This is a genomic window from Enterobacter sp. UPMP2060, assembly GCF_053709655.1.
Map to the genome: position 1 here is coordinate 859,721 of NZ_JBSKJQ010000001.1, position 21,165 is coordinate 880,885.

The window sequence follows — 21,165 nt, forward strand, 5'->3', positions numbered from 1 at the left end:
TTACTGCTGCGCCAGCGCTTCCAGCTGGTCGCGGAAACCGGTAACGGACAAGGCGCGGTTATCGGCGCGCCACCGGTCTTTTGCCGCCGGGGCAGAGCTCTGGACACCAATCAACTGCCAGCCATTGTCGGTTTTCAGCATCAGCGGCGAACCACTGTCACCCGGCAACGTATCGCACTGATGCGAGAGTACGCTGGTTTGCGCCCAGCCCGTCACAATACAGTCGCTGTGCGTATAAAGCGTATCCAGATGATCGACAGGATAGCCTGACTGCGTCACCTTTCGGTCGGCGGCTTTCAGCGCGGCGGTGAGGGCGGCCTTGTCGCCGTCAAATAACGGCAGCGGCGTAATGCCCGAAGGCGGGTAGCGTAAAACGATCAGGCCAAAGTCCCATGAGGCGGCCGCCGGTGGCACGATCCAGCCGTCGCCATCCGGCTTCAGGCGTTTGCCGAGAGACGGATCGACCCGTCCTTCAATGCCGTGGATTTCATAGCGCCAGGTCCCTTTTTGCGACACAAACCGCAAGGCAACCGCTTTATCCGGCTTGCCGTTTGGCGGCGTTAACAGGCAGTGGCCTGCCGTCAGGGCAAGCTGCGGGGTGATCAGCGTCGCGGTGCATAAGTTACCGCTGGCGGTTTCCAGTTGACCTATAGCATCCCAGGGGGCCTGGGTGGGATCGGCGACGCGCGTACGATCGTCATGACCGAAAAAAAGCGTCTTTAGCTCTTTCGCGCTAATGGTGTCATCACCGCCATCATCCGCATGTGAGAATCCAGAAAAAACACCAAACGTTCCCAGTAACAACACAACAGATTTACGCATATCACACTCTGGTGGGGGTAATTATGATTATTAAAAGTGAACCCTATGAAAATACTATAGACGGGACAGCGCTAAAGTGGGAGTAAAATCAGCGTGCTACAATCAGGAAAGATAAAAATGGCTGGCGATGAGCGCGCATAAAATAAGCAGGATAAGAATCAGCTCAAACCGATAGCGTCGCAGCATACGCCCTCCGGAAATAAAAAAACGGCGCGGAACCTGTTCCGGGTCAGCGCCGGTTTACCAACGTGCCCCGAAGGGCACGGTTAAGCTTGTACTCTTACGCAGCTGGCTGTGCAGCTGGTTTAGCAGCTTCGTGTTTTACTGCTTTTTTGTGATGCTTTTTAGCAGCCTGAGCTTTCTGTTCTACAGCCGGTTTGGTCGCTTTTTTGTGGTGCTTTTTAGCAGCCTGCGCTTTCTGCTCTACAGCCGGTTTGGTCGCTTTTTTGTGATGCTTTTTAGCAGCCTGCGCTTTCTGCTCTACAGCCGGTTTAGCGGCTTTCTTGTGGTGCTTTTTGGCAGCCTGAGCTTTCTGCTCTACAGCCGGTTTGGTCGCTTTTTTGTGATGCTTTTTAGCAGCCTGCGCTTTCTGCTCTACAGCCGGTTTAGCGGCTTTCTTGTGGTGCTTTTTGGCAGCCTGAGCTTTCTGCTCGGTTGGTGCTGCGGTTGCTGGTGCAGCGGCTTCTTTTTTCGCTGCAGCTTTGTGATGTTTCTTATGGTGAACCGCTTTTGCTGGCGCAGCGGTGGTGGTTGCAGCAGGCGCGGCAGCCGGTGCGGCAGTTGCGGTAGTGTCAGCAGCAAATGCAGCAGAAGACAGACCCATAGCAGCGGCAACAACCAGAGCTAATACTTTATTCATTCTCATACCCTCGAATTTGGTTTTTCATTTAACCCCACTGCGGGGCCGTTGAAATAACTATATCCCTGTAAATTCGAGGTTTCCGTGAGTGATTGGTATCAGCGTGTAACGGAATGTACAGAGGGGAGGAAAGTGTACGAACAGGCCAAACGCCGCTGCTCGTACGGGCCTCTGTTATTTGTTCAGTGTGGCCAGAATAGCCGCCGGAGACTGGCTGCCTATAATCGACCGTGATTCAGGCTCGATCACCACCATTACCGGAGTGATGCTAATGCCCAGTCGTTCTGCCAGGGCAGATTGCCGCGCGATCAGATCGGAACAGGCTGTGGTGGTGTCGTTATCCGGTAAAAATCCCGCCATCGCTTGTTGCAGGCTTTTGACCTTATCGGTTGAACACCAGACGCGCCCCATATCTTCAATTACCGAGTCGCGAATGGCGTTGGGCGCAACGGTCAGAAACGACATCGTCAAACCGGCATCCGTATATTGCTTAACGTTTTTCACTACGTTGCTGCAGTAAATGCACTGATTATCAATAAACACCAGCAGCTTATATTTTTCAGCAGGAGCCTGAAACGTGATGGGCTGGAGGTCTGCAAGAGAGCGGGTAATATCGTTGAACGCGTCTTGCGGGGTATTATCCGTGGCTGCGAAAGTACTTAAACTTGTCGCACACAGAATGGCTAACATCGTTTTCATTATGCCTTTCATCATTCATCCCTTTATTTTTTTAATCCTGACCAGATGGCAGTCTAATTGTGTCGGAAGGACACGCATTCATACACCCGACACAATCATGACAACATGTGCTAAATCATATTCTTATTGAAAAGGGTGAGAAGAGTGCCGGAGCAGGCTCCGGCAGAGGGATTAAAGATAACGGGAGGTCAGATGTTCGCGGAAGTAACGGATATTCAGATCTTCACCCGTCGCCTGGGTGATTAATTGCGACGTGCTGAAGCGGCTGCCGTGCTGCCAGATGTTCTGACGCAGCCACCCAAAGAGTGCGGAAAAATCGCCCTCAGCGATGGAGGCCTGCAGACCCGGCAGTGCGGTTCGGGCGGCATGGAACAGCTGCGCGGCGTACATAGCGCCAAGCGTGTATGACGGGAAGTAACCAAAACCGCCATCGGTCCAGTGGATGTCCTGCATACAGCCGTTGCGGTAGTTGTCTTTGGTGGATAATCCGAGCCAGGCCTGCATTTTCTCGTCCCACAGGGCGGGAATATCGTCCACCTCGATCTCGCCGTTGATCAGCGCACGCTCAATCTCATAGCGCAGCACCACGTGTGCCGGGTAGCTCACTTCGTCCGCATCGACGCGGATGTAGCCTGGTTTTACGCGCTGGTTCCAGGCAATAAAGTTCTCTTCGCTGAACGCCGCCTGGCTGCCAAAGCGGGCGTGTACCGCAGGGAGAAGATGCCTGAGGAAGGCTTCACTGCGCCCCAGCTGCATTTCAAAGAACAGGCTCTGTGACTCATGGATCGCGGTTGAGCGCGCCAGGGCAATCGGCTGCCCTGCCCACGCGCGCGGCAGGTTTTGTTCGTAGCGGGCGTGTCCGGTTTCGTGGATCACGCCAAACAGCGCGCTGAGCAGCTCATCTTCGTCATAGCGCGTGGTGATGCGCACGTCTTCCGGGACGCCGCCGCAGAACGGGTGCGCGCTCACGTCCAGGCGACCGCCGTTAAAATCGAAGCCAAGCATCTTCATGGCTTCAAGGCCCAACTCACGCTGTGTTGCCGTCGGGAAGGGGCCTTGCGGCGGAATAAACGACCGTTGAGCCTGCTTTTCCACCACGTTTGCCAGCAGGTCCGGTAGCCAGGACTTCATATCGCCGAACAGAACGTCCAGACGCGCGCTGGTCATGTCGGGTTCAAAAATGTCCAGCAGCGCGTCGTACGGCGTACAGCCTTTGGCTTCGGCCCGCAGGCGAGCCTCTTCGCGGCTGAGTTTGACCACCTCTTTCAGGTTGGCGGAAAAACCCTGCCAGTCGTTAGCGGGGCGCTGAGTACGCCAGGCGTGTTCACACTTGCTGCCCGCCAGGGATTTGGCTTCCACCAGCGATTCCGGCAGCAGAGTGGCCTGCTGGTAGTGGCGCGTCATTTCGCGCAGGTTGGCTTGTTCGACATCATTCAGATCTTCACCTGCCGCCGCCGCTAACAGGTCGCCGACTTTTTTATCGGTCAGGATCTGATGTTGCAGGACGCTCATCTCCGCGAGTGCTTCACCGCGCGCGGCGCTGCCCCCCGGCGGCATCATCGTGAACATGTCCCAGCTGGCGATGGAGGAGAGGTGGGAGAAGCGGGAGAGACGCTGGAAGGTGCGGGTGAGTGCCTGATAAGCCGATGATTTTTCCATTCTTGTTCTTCCTTATCGTTTTGGGAGTATTGAGGGAGTGTATCGCGAATTATGGAGGATTAGTGCACTTTTGATGCAAGGGGCACGAAGCCCCTTATTAGTCAGTCGTAGAGCCACTTTCCTGCTTTTGCCGACTCTGCAAACATTCTTACGGTCAACGGTATGCGGGTTGCCTCAATTTCTTCCCGCTTTAACCTGAACCAGCGCTTTAACAAGGGCGTATTCTGCCAGGGAAAATAGCGAGACCAATCCACACCAGACAAATCGACGTTGAACTCTTTCTCGTATCGGGTTAATGCATCGTGTAGGTCATCGCCCGGTGAATCGAATAAATCAGAATCCAGTTCCAGGGGAACTTCTTTCCAGTCGTTATCCAGATAACCAGGAATTTCATCCCGAAACATAAATAACACGTCGTCTACGATGCTCATTAGAAAGATGTCCACGCTATGCGGTCTTTTGGTCGTGCAATCAAATTGTATTTCTCTCGTGTACGCGTTGAAACTCGATGAAGAGTCAGTGCAAGTGAGGCCCATCCAAGCCAGGGGATATAGCGACCAATTACCGCTGCGAGTTTGTTAGTTGGCTGCATCCTGACTCCCACGGGAGTGGGAATTTTAATCCCGAAAGGAAGACGAGCGTCCCGTAAAATTATTCGCGCGTACTTAGAAACAACGCTTGTCCCCAGGATAGCGCCTTCAGGTTTTGCCCGAGTACTTAGCCACGGTTGTCCGCCCAAAATAGCCGCGCCTGAAACGGCATCTATCCCCAACTCCATACAAAACTCCTCAAGAAAAATGATCTCAAGTAACTCGCCCGGAGTAACGTCTGAATGACCTCTGTAGAAATAGGTTCCGTTAATCTCTTCCGTAGTATCCATACCAGTACCCCAGTTACGCTGTCGCCCGTTCATTCCATGCGTCAGAGAAAATGATATTGCCGTCGTTATGTTTCCACGTAATTTTCTCATAGCGCAATTCAACCGTTTCGAGGTGGTTGTTATTATTGTCGCCCGGCGCAGCCATTGCAGGTGATACTGAAACAATCCGCACGCCTTCCAGAAGAATATTGAAATACTCCGCTTCAAGACCTGCGTCATTAATCTTGTAGAATTTAAGTTCGGCTTTTTGCAGAGCCTGACCTGTCGCGACCGCTTTGTAGAGATAGGGTGATGAGTAATCAAATTCCTTTACGATCATCATTGGGGAGTGGATGCGTTTACCCGTAGGTTTACCCGTCAGGTTATCGGTTGGCGTCGAAAGATTGTGGTGAAATCCTTTGAACTCAATGCTGTATTCCCTGTGCTGCACATCACAACCGCCTTTGATAAGCGCACCACCGTCATCGAACAACCACATATTGCCTGGAATGGCCATTTTAAAATCCCTCTTTTCATACGATGAAGTCGATGAGCTTACAGAGAGAGGGAAGAGAGCTGAATGCACAAAATGGTTATAAAGAATTCGTTTTACTTAATACTGAATTAAGTTTAGCTAACATGAGAAACGCTCCCCCGTACATTAGCTGATATGCGGGGGATAGCGTTTGTTTATTTCAAACGCTGATGCAGGCTTTTCCCCACCAGCAGCGCCGCGCACAGCATCAGCGCGATAAACCCGCCCACGCCGTTCCAGCCGTAGTTATGCCAGAACACGCCGCCAAGGGTCCCGGCGATGCTGGAGCCCAGGTAATAGCTAAACAGATACAGCGATGATGCCTGGCCTTTGGCGCGACGCGCGCGCGGGCCAATCCAGCTGCTGGCGACAGAGTGGGCGGCGAAGAACCCGGCGGAGAAGAGCAGCATCCCGGCAAAGATGAACCACAGCGAGGAAAAGAGCGTCAGCAGCAGGCCGAGTAACATCACGCCCGTGAATACCAGCAGTACCGGCCCGCGTCCATAGCGTGCGGTCATCGCCCCGGCTTTCGGCGAGCTCCACGTGCCGGTGAGATAGGCCACAGAAAGCAAACCGACAACGGCCTGATTCAGATGCCACGGCGAGAGCATCAGGCGGTAGCCTATATAGTTAAACAGCGTGACGAAGGCGCCCATCAGCAGGAATCCCATCAGAAACAGGCGCGGCAAACCTTTGTCGCGCCAGTGCAGGCGGAAGTTGATAAACAGCGTTTTTGGGCGCAGCGATGTCGGGCGGAAATGACGCGATTCCGGCAGAATTTTCCAGAACATCAGCGCTGATGCCAGCGCAAAACACCCGATTACCGCCAGCGCAATACGCCAGTTAAAGAAATCCGTAAACACCCCGCTCAGCAGACGGCCGCTCATTCCGCCAATCGAGTTCCCGCTGATGTAAAGCCCCATAGAGAAAGCAACAAAGCTCGGGTGGATCTCCTCGCTGAGGTAGGTCATCCCGACCGCCGCCACGCCGCTGAGCGAGAGCCCAATCAGCGCGCGCATCACCAGAATACCGTGCCAGCTGGTCATCATGGTCGAGAGTAACGTACAGACCGACGCCAGCATCAGCGCGGTCACCATCACCGGTTTACGGCCAATGGCGTCGGACAGCGGCCCGGTAAAGAGCAGGCCAATCGCCAGCATGCCGGTAGAAACAGAGAGCGAAACGCTGCTGCTGGCAGGCGATACGCCAAACTCATGAGAGAGAACGGGCAGGATCGGCTGAACGCAATAGAGCAGGGCGAAGGTCGCCAGACCGGCGGAAAAGAGCGCCAGCGTGACGCGCATAAATTGGGGTGTACCACGTTTAATGAACTGGACCGGCTGCGGTGCTGCGGGTAAATCATTGATATCGCTGGCCGGATCGATATCAATAGTCGTTGTACGGCTCACACTGTTTCCTTGCTTAAACATCCCCGTGATTTCTGGTGACGGGTATGACCACCTGTTCAGGGTAGGAAAACGTAAATATTCTGTCTAATATATTAATAATCTCAAATGATACTTTAAAAATATGAATATCGAGCTGCGTCATCTTCGCTACTTTGTCGCCGTCGCCGAGGAGCTGCATTTTGGCCGCGCGGCGGCACGCCTGAATATCTCTCAGCCACCGTTAAGCCAGCAGATTCAAATCCTGGAGCAGCAGGTCGGGGCGCGCCTTCTGGCCCGCACCAACCGCAGCGTGAGCCTGACGGCGGCGGGTAAACAGTTCCTGATCGACAGCCGACAAATTCTGAGCATGGTCGATGACGCCGCCGCCCGTGCTGAACGGCTCTATCTCGGGGAAGCCGGAGAGCTTCGGATCGGGTTTACCTCGTCCGCGCCGTTTATTAGCGCCGTCTCGGAGACCCTATCGTCATTTCGTCGCCACTTTCCGGATGTTCACATTCAGACGCGCGAAATCAACACCCGCGAGCAGATTGCACCGCTGAATGAGGGAGCGCTGGATCTGGGGCTGATGCGTAACACCCAGCTGCCGGACACGCTGGCGTGGGAGGTTATCCTGCGCGAACCGCTGATGGCTATGATCCCGCACGATCACCCGCTGGCGTCGCGTCCGGAGGTCTCGCTGGCAGAGCTGGCAAAAGAGCCGTTTGTCTTTTTTGACCCGCAGGTCGGGACGGGTCTGTATGACGATATCCTGGGGCTGATGCGCCGCTACGATCTTGCCCCGGTCATCACTCAGGAGGTAGGGGAAGCGATGACCATTATCGGCCTGGTCGCGGCCGGTCTGGGCGTATCTATTCTTCCGGCCTCCTTTAAGCGGGTGCAGCTGCGCGAAATGCGCTGGGTGACCATCGCCGAAGAGGATGCCGTTTCCGAAATGTGGCTGGTGTGGTCAAAACACCGTGAACAGAGCCATGCCGCACAGCGCTTCAAACAGCAGCTAATGAGCGCCTCTGCCGGGCGGCATTTTCACGCAAAAGAGGGTAAAAATGTGCGGTAAATCACATGGCTAAGTAAATATTTGACGACGGCCATGCAAGTGCTTCACCATAGCAAACAGTTTATTTCGAAGCTCGAAAATAAGGGAGTACGAGGTGGTTGCTGATAGTCAGCCAGGGCATATCGATCAGATTAAGCAGACCAACGCTGGCGCGGTGTATCGCCTGATTGATCAGCTTGGTCCGGTTTCGCGTATCGATCTTTCGCGCCTGGCACAACTGGCACCTGCCAGTATCACCAAGATTGTCCGCGAGATGCTGGAAGCGCACCTGGTTCAGGAGACGGAAATTCAGGAGCCGGGCAGCCGCGGTCGTCCGGCAGTCGGGCTGGTGGTTGAAACGGAAGCGTGGCACTACCTGTCACTGCGCATCAGCCGGGGGGAGATCTTCCTTGCGCTGCGCGACCTGAGCAGCAAGCTGGTGGTGGAAGACCGGCTTGAACTGCCGCTCAACGCGGAGGAACCGCTCCTCGACGCGATTGTCTCGCATATCGATCACTTCTTTATCCGCCATCAGCAGCGGCTGGAACGCTTAACGGCGATTGCCATCACCATGCCGGGCATTATTGATACCGAAAACGGTATTGTTCACCGCATGCCGTTTTACGACGATGTCAAAGAGATGCCGCTGGGCGAGGTGCTGAAAAACCATACCGGCGTGCCGGTCTATATTCAGCATGACATCAGCGCCTGGACGATGGCGGAGGCGCTGTTTGGCGCGTCGCGCGGTGCGCGGGATGTGATTCAGGTGGTCATCGACCATAACGTCGGGGCGGGCGTGATTACCGACGGACGTCTTCTCCACGCCGGAAGCAGTAGCCTGGTGGAAATTGGCCACACCCAGGTCGATCCGTACGGCAAGCGCTGCTACTGCGGAAACCACGGCTGTCTGGAGACCATTGCCAGCGTGGAAAGCGTGCTGGAGCTGGCGCAGGTCCGGCTCAGCCAGTCCATGAGCTCCTCGCTGCACGGACAACCCCTGACGGTGGATTCCCTCTGCGCCGCCGCGCGCCAGGGCGATCTGCTGGCGAAGGACATTATTACCGGCGTGGGGAATAACGTTGGCCGCATTCTGGCCATTATGGTGAACCTCTTCAACCCGCAAAAAATCCTTATTGGCTCACCGCTGAGCCAGGCGGCGGAGATCCTCTTCCCGGCGATTTCGGCCTGTATCCATCAGCAGTCGCTTCCCGCCTACAGCAAAAATATTGCGGTAGAAAGCACCCAGTTTTCCAACCAGGGAACCATGGCCGGCGCGGCGCTGGTCAAAGATGCCATGTATAACGGCTCGCTGTTGATCCGCCTGTTGCAGGGTTAACTCTTTTCCGCAGATGTAAGAAAAATTGCGCTATCTCAAGCCGGGTAGCGCACGCATCCCGTAGACTTCCTCCACTGAATTATTTACCTGGTTTATATTTTCGAAGCATACCCAAGAGGTGGAGTGAGTCATGCTTAAGCGTTTCTTTGTTACTGGTACTGATACCTCTGTCGGCAAGACCGTCGTATCCCGCGCATTGCTGCAGGCGCTGGCAGCAAGCGGTAAACGCGTGGCAGGGTACAAACCGGTCGCAAAAGGCAGTAAAGAGACGCCAGAGGGATTGCGTAATAAAGACGCCCTGGTGCTGCAAAGCGTCTCGTCGCTGGAACTGCCTTATCACGCGGTCAATCCCATTGCGTTAAGCGAAGAGGAGAGCAGCGTAGCGCACAGCGGCCTGATTAATTATCCCCTGTTGTCCGACGGCCTGGCGAACCTGAGCGAAAAGGTGGACCACGTGGTGGTGGAAGGGACGGGCGGCTGGCGCAGCCTGATGAATGATTTGCGCCCGCTGTCCGAATGGGTCGTGCAGGAACAGCTTCCGGTGGTAATGGTGGTGGGTATCCAGGAAGGGTGCATCAACCACGCGCTGCTGACGGCGCAGGCGATCGCCAATGATGGCCTGCCGCTGATTGGCTGGGTAGCAAACCGCATCAATCCGGGCCTGGCGCACTACGCCGAGATCATCGACGTGCTGAGCAAAAAGCTGCCCGGGCCGCTGGTGGGTGAACTGCCTTATCTGCCCCGCGCCGAGCAGCGCGAGCTAGCGCAGTACATCGATCTCTCTGCCCTCGGTGGCGTGTTGACCATAGACCGAGTCGTGGCGTAACGTCCGCGACAGCACGGACGCCACCACGCAGGCGACCAGCAAGCCGGGCAGTAAAAAATACTGCCCGGTCATTTCACAGACCATCAGCGCTGACATAATGGGCGCATGCGTGGTCGCGGCAAGTAGCGTTGCCATCCCCGCCAGACCCAGCAAAATCGCCGTCTCAGAGCCCGGTAGCCACAGCGCGAAAAGCTGCGCGAACAGCATTCCTGTTGCCATACCGACAAACAGCGTGGGCGTAAACACCCCTCCGGGCGCGCCCGATCCGCTGCTCGCCAGTACCGCCAGCAGTTTACAGATGAACACCCCGGCAATCACCGACAGCAGCGGCGGGGCGAGCAGAAAAGCCTGAACCACGCTGTAGCCATTCCCCCACACCTTCGGCGTGAGAAGAGACAGCAGCCCGACGATCGCACCGCCCAGCGCTAATTGCCACGGCGGCGAAAGCTTGAGGCGCAGGAAAAGCCCGTGGCTGACGTCCATCAGCCACATCAGTAGCGGTCCGCAGAGGCCCGCGACCAGCCCCATCGCGACGAGAAGAGCATAATCGGCCGCGGTGAGGATGCCGCTCAGATGGACCGCGTAGAGCGTACCTGCGCCCGGTGCCAGGAGCTGCGTCGTAAGAAGCGCCGCCACCGCCGCAATCACCACGGGGCCGAGCGAGGCCAGCATCAGCGTGCCAAACAGAATTTCCGCGATGAACAGGCTTCCTGCTAAGGGCGCGTGATAGGCGCTGGCCATCCCGGCGGCGGCACCGCAGGCTATCCATAATTTCCATTCGGATTTGGGCGTAAAGCGCCGGGCGAAAAGGGAGGCGGCGAGGGCGGCGAGCAGGATCATCGCCCCTTCACGCCCGATGGCGCTTCCGCTGGCCACGACCAGCAGCGAGGCAAGGGATTTCACAAGGCTGGCGCCGTAGTCAAACTGGCCGTCTCCGGTCTCCAGCGCTTCCATGTAATCGGTGGGGGCATGAGGCCGCTGCGCGGTCAGACGCTGCCATCCCCAGAGCAGCAGTCCGGCAGCCAGCCCACCCAGCGCTGGCGTCAATGCGCGTCGCCAGGGCGAGAGCGACGCGGCCGCATTCACCAGGCTGCCGCTGTCGTTGCTGAGAAGCAGCCACTCCAGCAGGTACATGCTGTGGCGGAATACCGCAACGGCGAGCGCGGCCAGCACGCCGGTGACGGTGGCAATCAGCAGGCGACGAAACATCGCGCGGATATCGGGGTAGGTATGAAGACGTTGCATGGGTCGCGTTTTAACGGGGACGATACGATATTGTGGCGGGAAATCGCGGGGTTAGCAAAAGGTCTGCGTGCGAAAAGGCCGGGCGATGCCCGGCCAGAAAGGTTAGCTGTCGCTATGAATATTCAGCGCCCGACGCGTGCGCCCGGAGCTCAGGTACTCGGCAATATAGTCCTGCGAAATCTCGCCGTTGTAACGACCGTCCTCATCCACGATCGGCATCCAGCTGGTATTACTCTCATACAGACGTGAAAGCACCACGCGCAGGTTGTCTTCCGCCTTGCCGGTCATGCGGAACGGATGCAGGATGTCGGCGCAGGTACCGCTGGCGTTACGCGCTTCGCGACGCTTCACAAAGCCCAGCGGTTTGCCGTGCTCGTCAACCACCGTAACGGCCCGAATGTCATTATCATCCATGGTCGCAAAGGCGTCGGGAAGCGGAGTAGAGCCCCGCACCGTAATGGTCGGCTGCTGGTCGGTGACGTCGCCCGCCGATACCAGCAGCAGACGCTTCAGGGTGCGGTCCTGACCGACAAACGAGCCGACAAACTCGTTCGCCGGTTTCGCCAGCAGTTCATCCGGGCTGGCGCACTGCACGATTTTTCCCTGACGGAACACCGCAATACGGTCGCCGAGCTTCAGGGCTTCGTCGATATCGTGGCTGACCAGCATGACGGTTTTTTTCAGCTTGCGCTGCATCTCCAGGAACTGGTTCTGGATCACCTCGCGGTTGATCGGGTCCACCGCGCCGAAGGGTTCATCCATCAGCAGTACCGGAGGATCCGCCGCCAGGGCGCGGATGACGCCAATACGCTGCTGCTGGCCCCCAGACATCTCGCGCGGGTAGCGGTTGAGGAACTTATGCGGATCCATCGCCACCATATCCATCAGCTCTTCGGCGCGGGTTTTGCAGCGCGCTTTATCCCAGCCCAGCATGCGCGGCACGACGGTAATGTTCTCTTCTATGGTCATGTTCGGAAACAGGCCAATCTGCTGGATAACGTAGCCAATGTTGCGGCGCAGGGTGACGGTGTCCATCCCGCTGGTGTCTTCACCGTTGATCAGGATCGTCCCGCTGCTCGGGGTAATGAGGCGGTTAATCATCTTCAGGGTGGTGGTCTTCCCGCAGCCGGACGGGCCGAGCAGGACGCACATTTCCCCTTCGGGCACGGTCAGGTTGACGTTGTCGACGGCCTTAAAGGTCTGGCCGTGCTTCTGTGAAAATTGTTTGGTGAGGTTTTCCAGTTTTATCATTATCGAATCCCCTTTGGAGTCAGAACCACCTGCAGACGGTGCAGCAGCCAGTCGAGCACAATTGCTAAAAGACAAATCATCAGCGCGCCCGCAATCAACATGCGAATATCGCTTCCGCCGATGCCGTTGAGCAGCAGCAGGCCCAGACCGCCCGCGCCGATCACGGCGGCAATCGCCATCACGCCAATGTTCATCACCACGGCGGTGCGGATCCCGCCGAAAATCACCGGCAGCGCCATCGGGATTTCGACCCAGCGCAGCCGCTGCCAGAAGGTCATGCCGATGCCGCGTCCGGCTTCGCGCAGGCCCGGCGGCAGGCTGTCGAGCGCCGTATGGGTGTTACGCACAATCGGCAGCAGCGAGTAGAGAAACACCGCCGTGATCGCGGGCAGGGCGCCAATACCCTGACCGATCAGCGAAAACAGCGGGATCATCAGGCCAAACAGGGCGATGGACGGAATGGTCAGCACGATGGTGGCTATCCCCAGCACCGGCGTAGCCAGCCACTTATGGCGGACAATCAGAATGCCCAGCGGTACGCCGATGATGATGGCTAAACCTACGGCCAGCGCCACCAGCCACAGGTGCTGAAGGGTGAGGGTTAAGAGGTAATCCCAGTTGTCCAGAATGTAGTGAATCGTCTCCATAGCGCCTCCTACAGCAGCTGTTTGCTACGCAGGAAATCGCGGGCGACCTGCTGCGGTGACTGATGGTCGATATCCACCTTCTTGTTCAGCTCGGTGATAACGTCGTTGTTGAGCTGGGCCGAGAGGGTGTTGAGCGCCTCTTCCAGGCCGGGGTTGGCCTCCAGCGTGTCCTTACGCACCACCGGCGTTACCGCGTAGCTCGGGAAGAAGCCTTTATCGTCTTCCAGCACCTTGAGGTCGAAGCCTTTTACGCGCCCGTCTGTGGTGTAAATCAGGCCGGCGTCAACGAAGCCGTCGCGCACCGCGTTATAGACCAGACCGGGGTCCATCTGACGGATTTGCGGGCGGTCCAGTTCCATCTTGTAGGCCTCCTGCAGCGGCGTCATGCCGTCGCTGCGTCCGGCAAATTCAAGGTCCAGGCCAAGCAGCCAGTTTTTGTCCGGGTTGGTTTTACGGACCTGCTCAATCTTCGCCACCATCTCCGACATGGTGTTGATGTGTTCCGCCTCGGCGCGCTTGCGCTGCATGGCGAAAGCGTAGGTGTTGTTCATGTCGGCGGGCTTGAGCCAGACCAGACCGTGCTTTGCGTCCAGGCGTTTCACCGTCTCGTAAGACTCCTGCGGCGACATGCGCTGGTTGATATGGTTAAAAATAATCAAGGACGTGCCGGTGTACTCCCAGGTCATGTCAATCTGCTTGTTGATCATCGCGTTGCGGGAGATCACCGTGGCAATGTTGGTTTGCGGCTGGACCTGAAAACCTTTCTTTTGCAGGTACTGCACGGTCATCGCCGAGAGAATATGCTGCTCGGTAAAGCTCTTGGTCGCCAGAATCAGCGGGGCCGCCATCGCCTGGCTGGTGAACAGCGCCGCGGCACACAGCGCCGTCAGGCCGGAAAACAGTCTCATAGAAGCTCCTTGTTATAGTTATCGAGCGAGATGGGGACTCATTACGCGACCCAGCGCCGCCAGCAGGGTATCGAGGATCAGGGCGAACAGGGCGGTGGCCGCCGCGCCGAGGATCAGGGTCGGGAAATCGTTCAGGTAGATACCGGGGAAAATCAGCTCGCCGTAGCTGCTGGCCCCAATCAGGAACGCCAGCGGCGCGGTACCGACGTTAATGGCGGTGGCGATGCGGATCCCCGAGAGCATGACCGGCCAGGCGGCTGGCAGCTCAACCTGACGCAGACGCTGCCATTTGGTCATCCCGATGCCGTTTGCCGCTTCCAGCAGCGACGGCGGTACCGAGCACAGCCCGGCGTAGGTATTGCGCACGATCGGCAGCAGCGAGGCGAGGAACAGGGCGATGATGGCGGGCGTATCGCCGATGCCAATCACCACCATCGCCAGCGCCAGTACGGCCAGCGGCGGGAGCGTGTTGCCGACGTTAAAAATTTGCATCACATATTCGGCGATACCCCGCGCGGCCGGGCGGCTCAGCAGAATACCGGCCGGAATACCGACCAGCAGGGCAAAAAACATCGATGAGAAAACCAGAATCATGTGCTGTTGCCCGAGATAAACCAGGTCAACCTGGCGCGCCCTTATCGTCTCCATCCCGATACCCCAGACGAGGAGGGCGAGGACCACGATAATAGCGCCGACAAACAGCAGCGAACGTTTGAGTAATGGGTGCATTGCGGTGTGTCTCCCTGTGCGCATGCGTTATAGCAACCACCGGTTGCCTGTTGTTATGCCATGTTTCGGCAGGGGTATTTCACCTATAGCAAGCGTTTGGGAAGGGTTCCAGCGAAGGGGTAAAATCAGTAACCCTATGAAAACAGTGACAACCTTGGGTTAGGCCTTATGGCATAAGGGCTGATTGAGGGTCAGACAGAATAGTCCTAAAGCGAATTTTTAGATGTGACGGTGTCACATCTAAGGAGCTCATACGCCGGATATCGGTCATTAACTTCAGAGAGAGGCACGAACCCGTCGAACCCGCGTCGAGACGGTGATAATTGAAACGATAGCGACCACGGCGAGCATCAACCCGAGCGCCAGCATGGCGTTAAACCCGATCCATCTGAACAGCAGCAGCCCCGCGATGCCGCCCGAAATAAACGAGAAAAGAGTGGTTAAGTGGGTTGTCAGCTGACTTTTTTGCGCCGCCGTATCTTTGGAGTAATCCCTGCGCAGCATCGCCACCAGTACCGAGGCCAGGGATATCCCCGCGTCCGTCAGCGTGCCGGTAATGTGCGTTGATCTCACCCGCCCGCCGGAAAGCTGCGTGGAGGTGGAGTTATGAATGCCCATTAGTCCGCACAGAAAAAGAATAATCATGCGGTTGCTGGTGAGGGCATGAAAATACATCTCGTAGAAGGAGACGCCGGTCAGTAATAACCCTTCGACAAACAGGATCTGGCAAAAAACCAGCCTGACGTTATGAATAATGCCCCATATCACAATCATGCGCGCAATAATGGCGCCTGCGACAAAAGAGAGAATAATCGAGCCGAAGAAAATCATATCGCTCAGATCGGTGGAAGAGACTTCGCTCGATAACTGTGAGGTGTTGCCGGTCATGTGTGAGGGGAAAAAACCAAATGCCCCGAGAGCGATGGCATTCAGCAAACCTGCCGAGGTCGCCAGCCAGAGAGCAAGCCGGCGATCCTCCTTATGCGTTCGTTCTTTCTTGAGTCTAATCAGCAAGAATACCTCCAGATTGAGCTTTGCCTGAATATTCAGGCTAGCAAAGCGGCGCAACGGGCTGTCCAGGATATGGCTTAATTATTATTTCCTCTGACGACTTTCAGGGTTTAGTAATTAATTAAAATATCCTTACTCAAAATGGGGTCGAGAATACTTTAAATCATGCCGTTATTTCCGTGACGCAAAAACGCCGGTCGCTGGTTAAGGCGTTCAAACCAGGCCTCGATCGCGGGCACGTCGGGCTTATCAAAGGGTGTCATTTTCCAGCGATTCACCGACAGCCCAAGCACGACATCCGCAAGGGTAAACGTCTCGCCCGCCGCAAAGGCCCCGGTGCGCTGCAGCTGGATTTCCAGAATGGTGATGCAGTGGTTCCACTCTTTTATTCCCGCCGCAATACGTTCTGGATCGTTAAAGTCCGGGTTTTTACGCCCCAGCGCCGGGAAGACATAGCGCCAGGCGTTGTTAAATTCGGTTGCCTGCCAGTCCATCCAGCGCTCAACGTTGGCGCAGGCCTGCGGTTCTGCGGGCAGCAGATCGTGACGTCCGGCCTTGCGCGCCAGGTATCGGCAGATGGCGTTGGATTCCCACAGCACGAAGTCGTCATCGATCAGCACCGGCACCATGGCGTTGGGATTCAGCGCTCGGAAGGCCTCCGTTTCCGTTGAGGCAAAACCGCTGCCGTAATCTTCCTGTAGATATTCGAGGCCTGCTTCTTCGCAGGTCCAGAGCACTTTACGAACGTTAATGGAGGTGGTTTTGCCGAGGATGGTGATCATTGCGCAGGTGTCCTTTAGAGGAATGAATTGTCTAAAAACAATACACCAGTTGCGCGGGGAAGGTTGGGGCAAAATTTAGTGGGATGTACTGTCTTGCCCAATCGACCACTTCCGGCGGATGCCGATCTTTTTGCCGTCGCTGACAACTGCCCCGCGCTCGTACCGCAGGAGTTGTCGATGGTACAAAGCCAGCGACCACCGTTTTCCTGCCGAAAAAATAAATTCCGCCCCGGGAATCCCCTGGAAAATAATTATATACAATTGACATCCTTTATTGGACATAAAACCACTCCAATATTTCAACATGTTTCTCTAATATTATTAGTATTGACTTATATTTATAAATGATACGATGTTACAGCCAAAAATAACAGAAATTATACTTTATGAACCCCGGCCACTGTTTCGCAATGCGGCTAAAAACAGCATCCAGGTCGCCAATAGCTCCCTGCTGGTGATTGAACCAGACGAGCTGATAGAGGAGGTAACCCTCTTTACTGATCAAACGTCTTTATTCGCTGCAGGCGTTAGTGGTGCCGGTGAAGAAATATATTCTCTATTACGGATAATTCATCATCTGATAATGCAGGGAAAAGAAATTATCGTATGGGTTGCAAAACGAGATGTCCTTCTTATTAGACTGATGTACGAGCTTGGTGTACAGACGCTACTCTGTGAGAATTATTTGGAAGAAGAACTCTCTCAGCGCATGTTATCCAAAAATTTCAGATCAGGATATTTGCCTTCACGCCCCATGCTAATAAATAATATGAATAAAAAAAATAGGCTCTCACACTCTGAGCTTAATATTCTTATCGACTTCGCCCGAGGTCTGAGTGCCTATGAAATCGCCAGTCTGCGCCATATGGGATATAAAACGGTCTTCACCCATAAACATAACATCCGGTTGCGTCTGGGGCTGCAAAAGTCAGCCAGTTGGCTGGATCTGCTTAATCGTTTGGATCAGATCTATTCAGTCTGAACATCTGGAGAACTATGTTTACTTTTACTGTTTTTTCCCGTGTGGTTCATCCGACTTTACTGAATGGGTTTCTATCCAGCCTGAAGGCTTTTTGCGAACAAAATCCCGAATGGAATTATGAAGTTATACGGCATGACAATGCACATCTGACTTTGCTTGATTTCTCTGCATATGACACGCTTACTGATATCTCCGCCGCGGAGTACGAAAGTCTCTGCCGGCCAGGTGAAGGAACTGCTCTGGTTATGCTCTCTGCATGTCAGGAGAAGCTGGCGCATCAGCTCATGAGGTCATACCGTTGTTCACTGCTTTGTGTGGATGAACGTCTGCTTGAACTGCGTGAGCTAATAAAACACAGTATGAAAAAACAACGTTATATCAGTGCTCACTTCCTGCGACTGCAGGAGCAGGAGAATAATATAACCGACGGTATGATTTTTACCGATGCAGAAAAAAAAGTACTTATTGGCCTCAAAAGCGGTAAAACCGGGATTGAATTATCACGCGAAATGTTTCGAAGTCAGAAAACGATCAGTACCCATAAGCGAAAGATTATGTTTAAGCTGGGGGTCAAGAATGATCTGGAACTGCGCAAAGTGATACAGAAGCTCCAGCCGCCGCAGTAATGCGGCATCTATTATTACGGAGCGCATTACAGGACTTAGTATTAACACTGAAAGGTGCGATAAAGCTGATTTGACACCGAACGTGCTAAACGCCGGACGATCTCATTAAGCTATTCAACACACAGTGCAAAGCGCACATCAGCAGAAAAAAATCAGCTTTGAACGAGAAGTTGGCGTGTAAGCTGGCGTCCTGTCCTTTCGGGAGAAACGGGATGCAGAGCGCGTCGTCATGGCCTGTGGCAGGAGTATTCCCGCCCTGACCGAGCGGGTGGGGATTCATCTTCCGGTTTTGTCCTCACCCGCCATCCCGCTTTAGCGTGTTACAGGGCTGAGACGAGGTTTCTGATCTTTTCTGCCTTTTCAAAATGATCGAGTTTCATTTCCATAATCCACCAGTGCGCAACTTCCATAAGCAGTTCTGGATCGTCATTTTTATTAGCAAAAAAAGCATAAAACGAAAGCCCAACGTGGCTTCCCTTAGAGGCAATTTTTGAATCACAGATCCTGATAATTTTCGCCTTCATTTCCTGGCGCACGTCATCTCCTTATTTATGTTCTGAATATGAAACAATGACATTGTTACCATCAACCGGCAGTGGATCCCAACAGACAGCAAAAAAGCCGTGAGCAGTTATCTGCTTACGGCGCCGGGATCTGTAATGATTTTCCTGGCAATCAGGCAGCTTTCACGGCCCTGATTTTTTTCGTGTCAGCCGCATCGGATTCTGTTTTATCCGTTGCAGCTGAAGCATTGAGATCGGGAAGCTTGCTGGTACGCAGAATATGCTGCACGGTCTCTTTCTGCTCGGCGAGATACAGGCCAAGATTTTCAGCCTGCGTTTCATCCATTTGCATTCCGCTTTGCAACAGCCAGTCGGTGAACGCGTCTGCCATATCGAGCAGCTTGTCGTGAGCGTCAGCCTCTTTCTTACTGGCAAATGTCATTTTCTCTTCACCTTTTCTAACGACAACAAATTTTGTTTCAACAGCCATCGTGCACCTCGCTATACTGTATTTATATACAGTATAGCAGCTCCCGATAGAAGTTGCAGCAAAATATGCATTACTGGCAAAGCTGCTGCGATTCCGGGCCACCCACACTCCGCCGCCACGCCCCGGGTGCCTGACCATACTGACGCTTAAAGCTGCGGTTGAAGGACTGCTGGGAGTCGAAGCCCAGCGCGATAGCCACGTTCAGAATCGGTTCATCGCTGCGGGTTAAGCGCTCAACCGATTTTTGCAGCTTTTGCGCGCGAATATACCCGGCGAGGGGATAGCCCGTATGCTCTTTGAACAGGCGCTGGAGGTGCCATTTTGAGTAACCGGATCGCCTGGCAACGGACTCAATGTCCAGACGGCTATCCAGGTTGTTGTCGATCCAGTCGAGTAAATCATGCATAAATGCGCCAGTGTTCATCGGGTTACTCCCACGCTGCCTGTTAAAAAGTATCTTTGTCTATTGCATTAAAAGGTGGCGCGTTTTTGTATTATTTGCAAGTTTTATTGTTGCATTTAAATCCCTGACCGTAACGGGTCTTTTCACATCCGCTCAAATAGCACATAAAGTGCAACAATTATTCTTGCACTTAGTTAAGCGCCTTCCTACAATCGCCGCGATAGTGGATTCGCAACTGTTACAGTTTTGTGGCGATGAACGACACAAATGGCCTTAAGACAGCCACCGGACAAAGGAAGTGGCGCAGTGCCTCCTGCTGCGTCTTGCCCGGCGGCGACAATTACCGGAATAAAAATAATGAGCCTGCAAAAAACCTGGGGTAACTTTCATTTGAACGCGCTGGGGGTCATGTTGCTCTCCGTGCTGCTCGTCGGATGCGACAACAGCGTCGCGCAAAACGCCGCGCCGCCTGCGCCCGCCGTCAGCGCTGCTGACGTGGTGGTGAAATCCATTAGCCAGTGGGATAGCTTTAACGGCCGGATTGAAGCGGTGGAGAGCGTTCAGCTCCGTCCGCGCGTGTCCGGCTACATTGATAAAGTGAATTACACCGACGGCCAGGAAGTGAAGAAGGGCGAGGTGCTGTTCACGATTGATGACCGAACCTATCGCGCGGCGCTGGAACAGGCGCAGGCGAACCTGGCGAGAGCTAAAACGCAGGCCAGCCTGGCGCAAAGTGAGGCCAACCGTACCGATAAGTTGGTCAATACCAACGTTGTCTCCCGTGAAGAGTGGGAGCAGCGTCGTTCGGCCGCCACTCAGGCGCAGGCCGATATCCGTGCCGCGCAGGCGGCAGTTGACGCCGCGCAGCTCAACCTGGACTTCACCAAAGTCACCGCGCCTATCGACGGTCGCGCCAGCCGGGCGCTGATCACCAGCGGCAATCTGGTGACTGCGGGCGACACCGCCAGCGTTCTCACCACGCTGGTCTCGCAGAAGACGGTTTACGTCTACTTTGACGTGGACGAGTCGACCTACCTTCACTACCAGAATCTGGCCCGCAGCGGGCAGGGGGCGTCCAGCAATCACACGGCGCTTCCGGTTGAGATTGGCCTGACGGGCGAGGAGGGTTATCCCCACCAGGGCAAAGTGGACTTCCTTGATAATCAGCTGACGCCGAGTACCGGCACCATCCGCATGCGCGCGCTGCTGGATAACGCCCAGCGTCAGTTCACGCCGGGACTATTTGCCCGCGTCCGCCTGCCGGGCAGCGCGGAGTTCAAAGCCACGCTTATCGACGACAAAGCGGTGCTGACCGATCAGGATCGTAAGTACGTTTATATCGTCGATAAAGAGGGGAAAGCGCAGCGCCGCGACATTACGCCGGGCCGTCTGGCAGACGGTTTACGCATCGTGCGGCAGGGGCTGAACCCTGGCGATAAAGTTATCGTCGAGGGTTTACAAAAAGTGTTTATGCCGGGTATGCCGGTTAACGCGAAAACCGTTGCTATGACCGCCAGCGCCGCCCTCAACTGATCCCTTGACCTGAGAATC

Annotated in this window: 24 protein-coding genes; 6 read left to right on the forward strand and 18 right to left on the reverse strand. The window is 55.1% G+C overall.

The features are described from left to right. From ACWKXN_RS04245 to ACWKXN_RS04280, 8 genes are all read right to left on the reverse strand, one after another. Window positions 1–822 (reverse strand): trypsin-like serine peptidase, encoded by an 822-nt coding sequence (locus ACWKXN_RS04245; RefSeq protein ID WP_045888859.1) that lies wholly within the window; start codon window positions 820–822, stop codon window positions 1–3. Window positions 823–1,102: 280 nt separating this feature from the next. Then, window positions 1,103–1,681, reverse strand: coding sequence for an acid resistance repetitive basic protein Asr (gene asr, locus ACWKXN_RS04250; RefSeq protein WP_454543356.1), 579 nt, complete (start codon window positions 1,679–1,681; stop codon window positions 1,103–1,105). A 174-nt stretch (window positions 1,682–1,855) separates the two neighbouring features. Next, on the reverse strand, window positions 1,856–2,380 hold the full coding sequence (locus ACWKXN_RS04255) for a thioredoxin fold domain-containing protein (protein ID WP_232248372.1): 525 nt from the start codon (window positions 2,378–2,380) through the stop codon (window positions 1,856–1,858). A 171-nt stretch (window positions 2,381–2,551) separates the two neighbouring features. Further along, the gene (locus ACWKXN_RS04260) at window positions 2,552–4,039 is read right to left on the reverse strand and encodes a carboxypeptidase M32 (RefSeq protein ID WP_454543357.1); all 1,488 of its coding nucleotides are present in this window, start codon (window positions 4,037–4,039) and stop codon (window positions 2,552–2,554) included. A 101-nt stretch (window positions 4,040–4,140) separates the two neighbouring features. Next, window positions 4,141–4,470: a DUF1493 family protein gene (locus ACWKXN_RS04265; RefSeq protein ID WP_087822471.1), complete on the reverse strand. Its 330-nt coding sequence runs from the start codon at window positions 4,468–4,470 to the stop codon at window positions 4,141–4,143. Continuing rightward, the gene (locus tag ACWKXN_RS04270) at window positions 4,470–4,919 is read right to left on the reverse strand and encodes an STM2901 family protein (RefSeq protein WP_064672393.1); all 450 of its coding nucleotides are present in this window, start codon (window positions 4,917–4,919) and stop codon (window positions 4,470–4,472) included. The genes ACWKXN_RS04265 and ACWKXN_RS04270 overlap by 1 nt, the downstream gene beginning before the upstream one ends. 13 nt (window positions 4,920–4,932) lie before the next feature. Then, complete coding sequence (locus ACWKXN_RS04275) at window positions 4,933–5,415, reverse strand: Hcp family type VI secretion system effector (protein ID WP_047742055.1); 483 nt, start codon at window positions 5,413–5,415, stop codon at window positions 4,933–4,935. A gap of 173 nt (window positions 5,416–5,588) precedes the next feature. After that, complete coding sequence (locus ACWKXN_RS04280; RefSeq protein ID WP_454543358.1) at window positions 5,589–6,842, reverse strand: MFS transporter; 1,254 nt, start codon at window positions 6,840–6,842, stop codon at window positions 5,589–5,591. A gap of 121 nt (window positions 6,843–6,963) precedes the next feature. Between ACWKXN_RS04280 and ACWKXN_RS04285 the strand changes: the two genes are divergently transcribed. From ACWKXN_RS04285 to bioD, 3 genes are all read left to right on the forward strand, one after another. After that, a complete protein-coding gene (locus ACWKXN_RS04285) occupies window positions 6,964–7,896 on the forward strand; it encodes a LysR family transcriptional regulator (RefSeq protein WP_048980481.1) in 933 nt (310 codons plus the stop codon). Window positions 7,897–7,990: 94 nt separating this feature from the next. Beyond that, window positions 7,991–9,211, forward strand: coding sequence for a sugar metabolism global transcriptional regulator Mlc (mlc, locus tag ACWKXN_RS04290; protein ID WP_023311510.1), 1,221 nt, complete (start codon window positions 7,991–7,993; stop codon window positions 9,209–9,211). A 130-nt stretch (window positions 9,212–9,341) separates the two neighbouring features. Beyond that, window positions 9,342–10,037, forward strand: coding sequence for a dethiobiotin synthase (gene bioD / locus ACWKXN_RS04295; RefSeq protein ID WP_039262691.1), 696 nt, complete (start codon window positions 9,342–9,344; stop codon window positions 10,035–10,037). Here the strand turns inward: bioD and clcB are convergent. The 7 genes from clcB to ACWKXN_RS04330 form a co-directional block, all read right to left on the reverse strand. After that, window positions 9,972–11,282 (reverse strand): voltage-gated ClC-type chloride channel ClcB, encoded by a 1,311-nt coding sequence (clcB, locus tag ACWKXN_RS04300; RefSeq protein WP_039262690.1) that lies wholly within the window; start codon window positions 11,280–11,282, stop codon window positions 9,972–9,974. The two genes, bioD and clcB, sit on opposite strands and share 66 nt — an antisense overlap. Before the next feature lie 102 nt (window positions 11,283–11,384). Further along, window positions 11,385–12,533, reverse strand: a complete 1,149-nt coding sequence (gene osmV, locus ACWKXN_RS04305) for an osmoprotectant ABC transporter ATP-binding protein OsmV (protein ID WP_029739367.1) — start codon at window positions 12,531–12,533, stop codon at window positions 11,385–11,387. Next, window positions 12,533–13,180 carry an osmoprotectant ABC transporter permease OsmW gene (gene osmW, locus ACWKXN_RS04310; RefSeq protein ID WP_006808875.1) on the reverse strand — a complete coding sequence of 216 codons (648 nt, stop codon included), beginning with the start codon at window positions 13,178–13,180 and terminating at the stop codon, window positions 12,533–12,535. The genes osmV and osmW overlap by 1 nt, the downstream gene beginning before the upstream one ends. 8 nt (window positions 13,181–13,188) lie before the next feature. Further along, complete coding sequence (gene osmX, locus ACWKXN_RS04315; protein ID WP_454543359.1) at window positions 13,189–14,088, reverse strand: osmoprotectant ABC transporter substrate-binding protein OsmX; 900 nt, start codon at window positions 14,086–14,088, stop codon at window positions 13,189–13,191. Between the two features lie 18 nt (window positions 14,089–14,106). Further along, window positions 14,107–14,817, reverse strand: a complete 711-nt coding sequence (gene osmY, locus ACWKXN_RS04320; protein WP_126544515.1) for an osmoprotectant ABC transporter permease OsmY — start codon at window positions 14,815–14,817, stop codon at window positions 14,107–14,109. Between the two features lie 276 nt (window positions 14,818–15,093). Beyond that, window positions 15,094–15,831 carry a YoaK family protein gene (locus tag ACWKXN_RS04325; RefSeq protein ID WP_409245256.1) on the reverse strand — a complete coding sequence of 246 codons (738 nt, stop codon included), beginning with the start codon at window positions 15,829–15,831 and terminating at the stop codon, window positions 15,094–15,096. Between the two features lie 155 nt (window positions 15,832–15,986). Beyond that, entirely contained in the window at window positions 15,987–16,610 is a 624-nt protein-coding gene (locus ACWKXN_RS04330; protein ID WP_064672400.1) for a glutathione S-transferase family protein, read from the reverse strand. A gap of 352 nt (window positions 16,611–16,962) precedes the next feature. Here ACWKXN_RS04330 and ACWKXN_RS04335 point away from each other — a divergent pair, with 352 nt between their 5' ends. Next, window positions 16,963–17,592, forward strand: coding sequence for a helix-turn-helix transcriptional regulator (locus tag ACWKXN_RS04335; RefSeq protein WP_096150476.1), 630 nt, complete (start codon window positions 16,963–16,965; stop codon window positions 17,590–17,592). 14 nt (window positions 17,593–17,606) lie between these two features. Then, window positions 17,607–18,218, forward strand: coding sequence for a helix-turn-helix transcriptional regulator (locus ACWKXN_RS04340; RefSeq protein WP_080934407.1), 612 nt, complete (start codon window positions 17,607–17,609; stop codon window positions 18,216–18,218). A gap of 320 nt (window positions 18,219–18,538) precedes the next feature. On the opposite strand, the gene ACWKXN_RS04345 is transcribed toward ACWKXN_RS04340, so the two are convergent. From ACWKXN_RS04345 to ACWKXN_RS04355, 3 genes are all read right to left on the reverse strand, one after another. Next, window positions 18,539–18,754: a DUF6500 family protein gene (locus tag ACWKXN_RS04345; protein WP_039262681.1), complete on the reverse strand. Its 216-nt coding sequence runs from the start codon at window positions 18,752–18,754 to the stop codon at window positions 18,539–18,541. A 139-nt stretch (window positions 18,755–18,893) separates the two neighbouring features. Further along, complete coding sequence (locus tag ACWKXN_RS04350) at window positions 18,894–19,211, reverse strand: YebG family protein (RefSeq protein WP_039262680.1); 318 nt, start codon at window positions 19,209–19,211, stop codon at window positions 18,894–18,896. A gap of 70 nt (window positions 19,212–19,281) precedes the next feature. Further along, a complete protein-coding gene (locus ACWKXN_RS04355) occupies window positions 19,282–19,635 on the reverse strand; it encodes a helix-turn-helix domain-containing protein (RefSeq protein ID WP_033145391.1) in 354 nt (117 codons plus the stop codon). 336 nt (window positions 19,636–19,971) lie between these two features. On the opposite strand from ACWKXN_RS04355, the gene ACWKXN_RS04360 reads away from it, so the two are divergent. Next, the gene (locus ACWKXN_RS04360; RefSeq protein WP_033145392.1) at window positions 19,972–21,147 is read left to right on the forward strand and encodes an efflux RND transporter periplasmic adaptor subunit; all 1,176 of its coding nucleotides are present in this window, start codon (window positions 19,972–19,974) and stop codon (window positions 21,145–21,147) included. The last annotated feature ends 18 nt before the right edge of the window (window positions 21,148–21,165 follow it).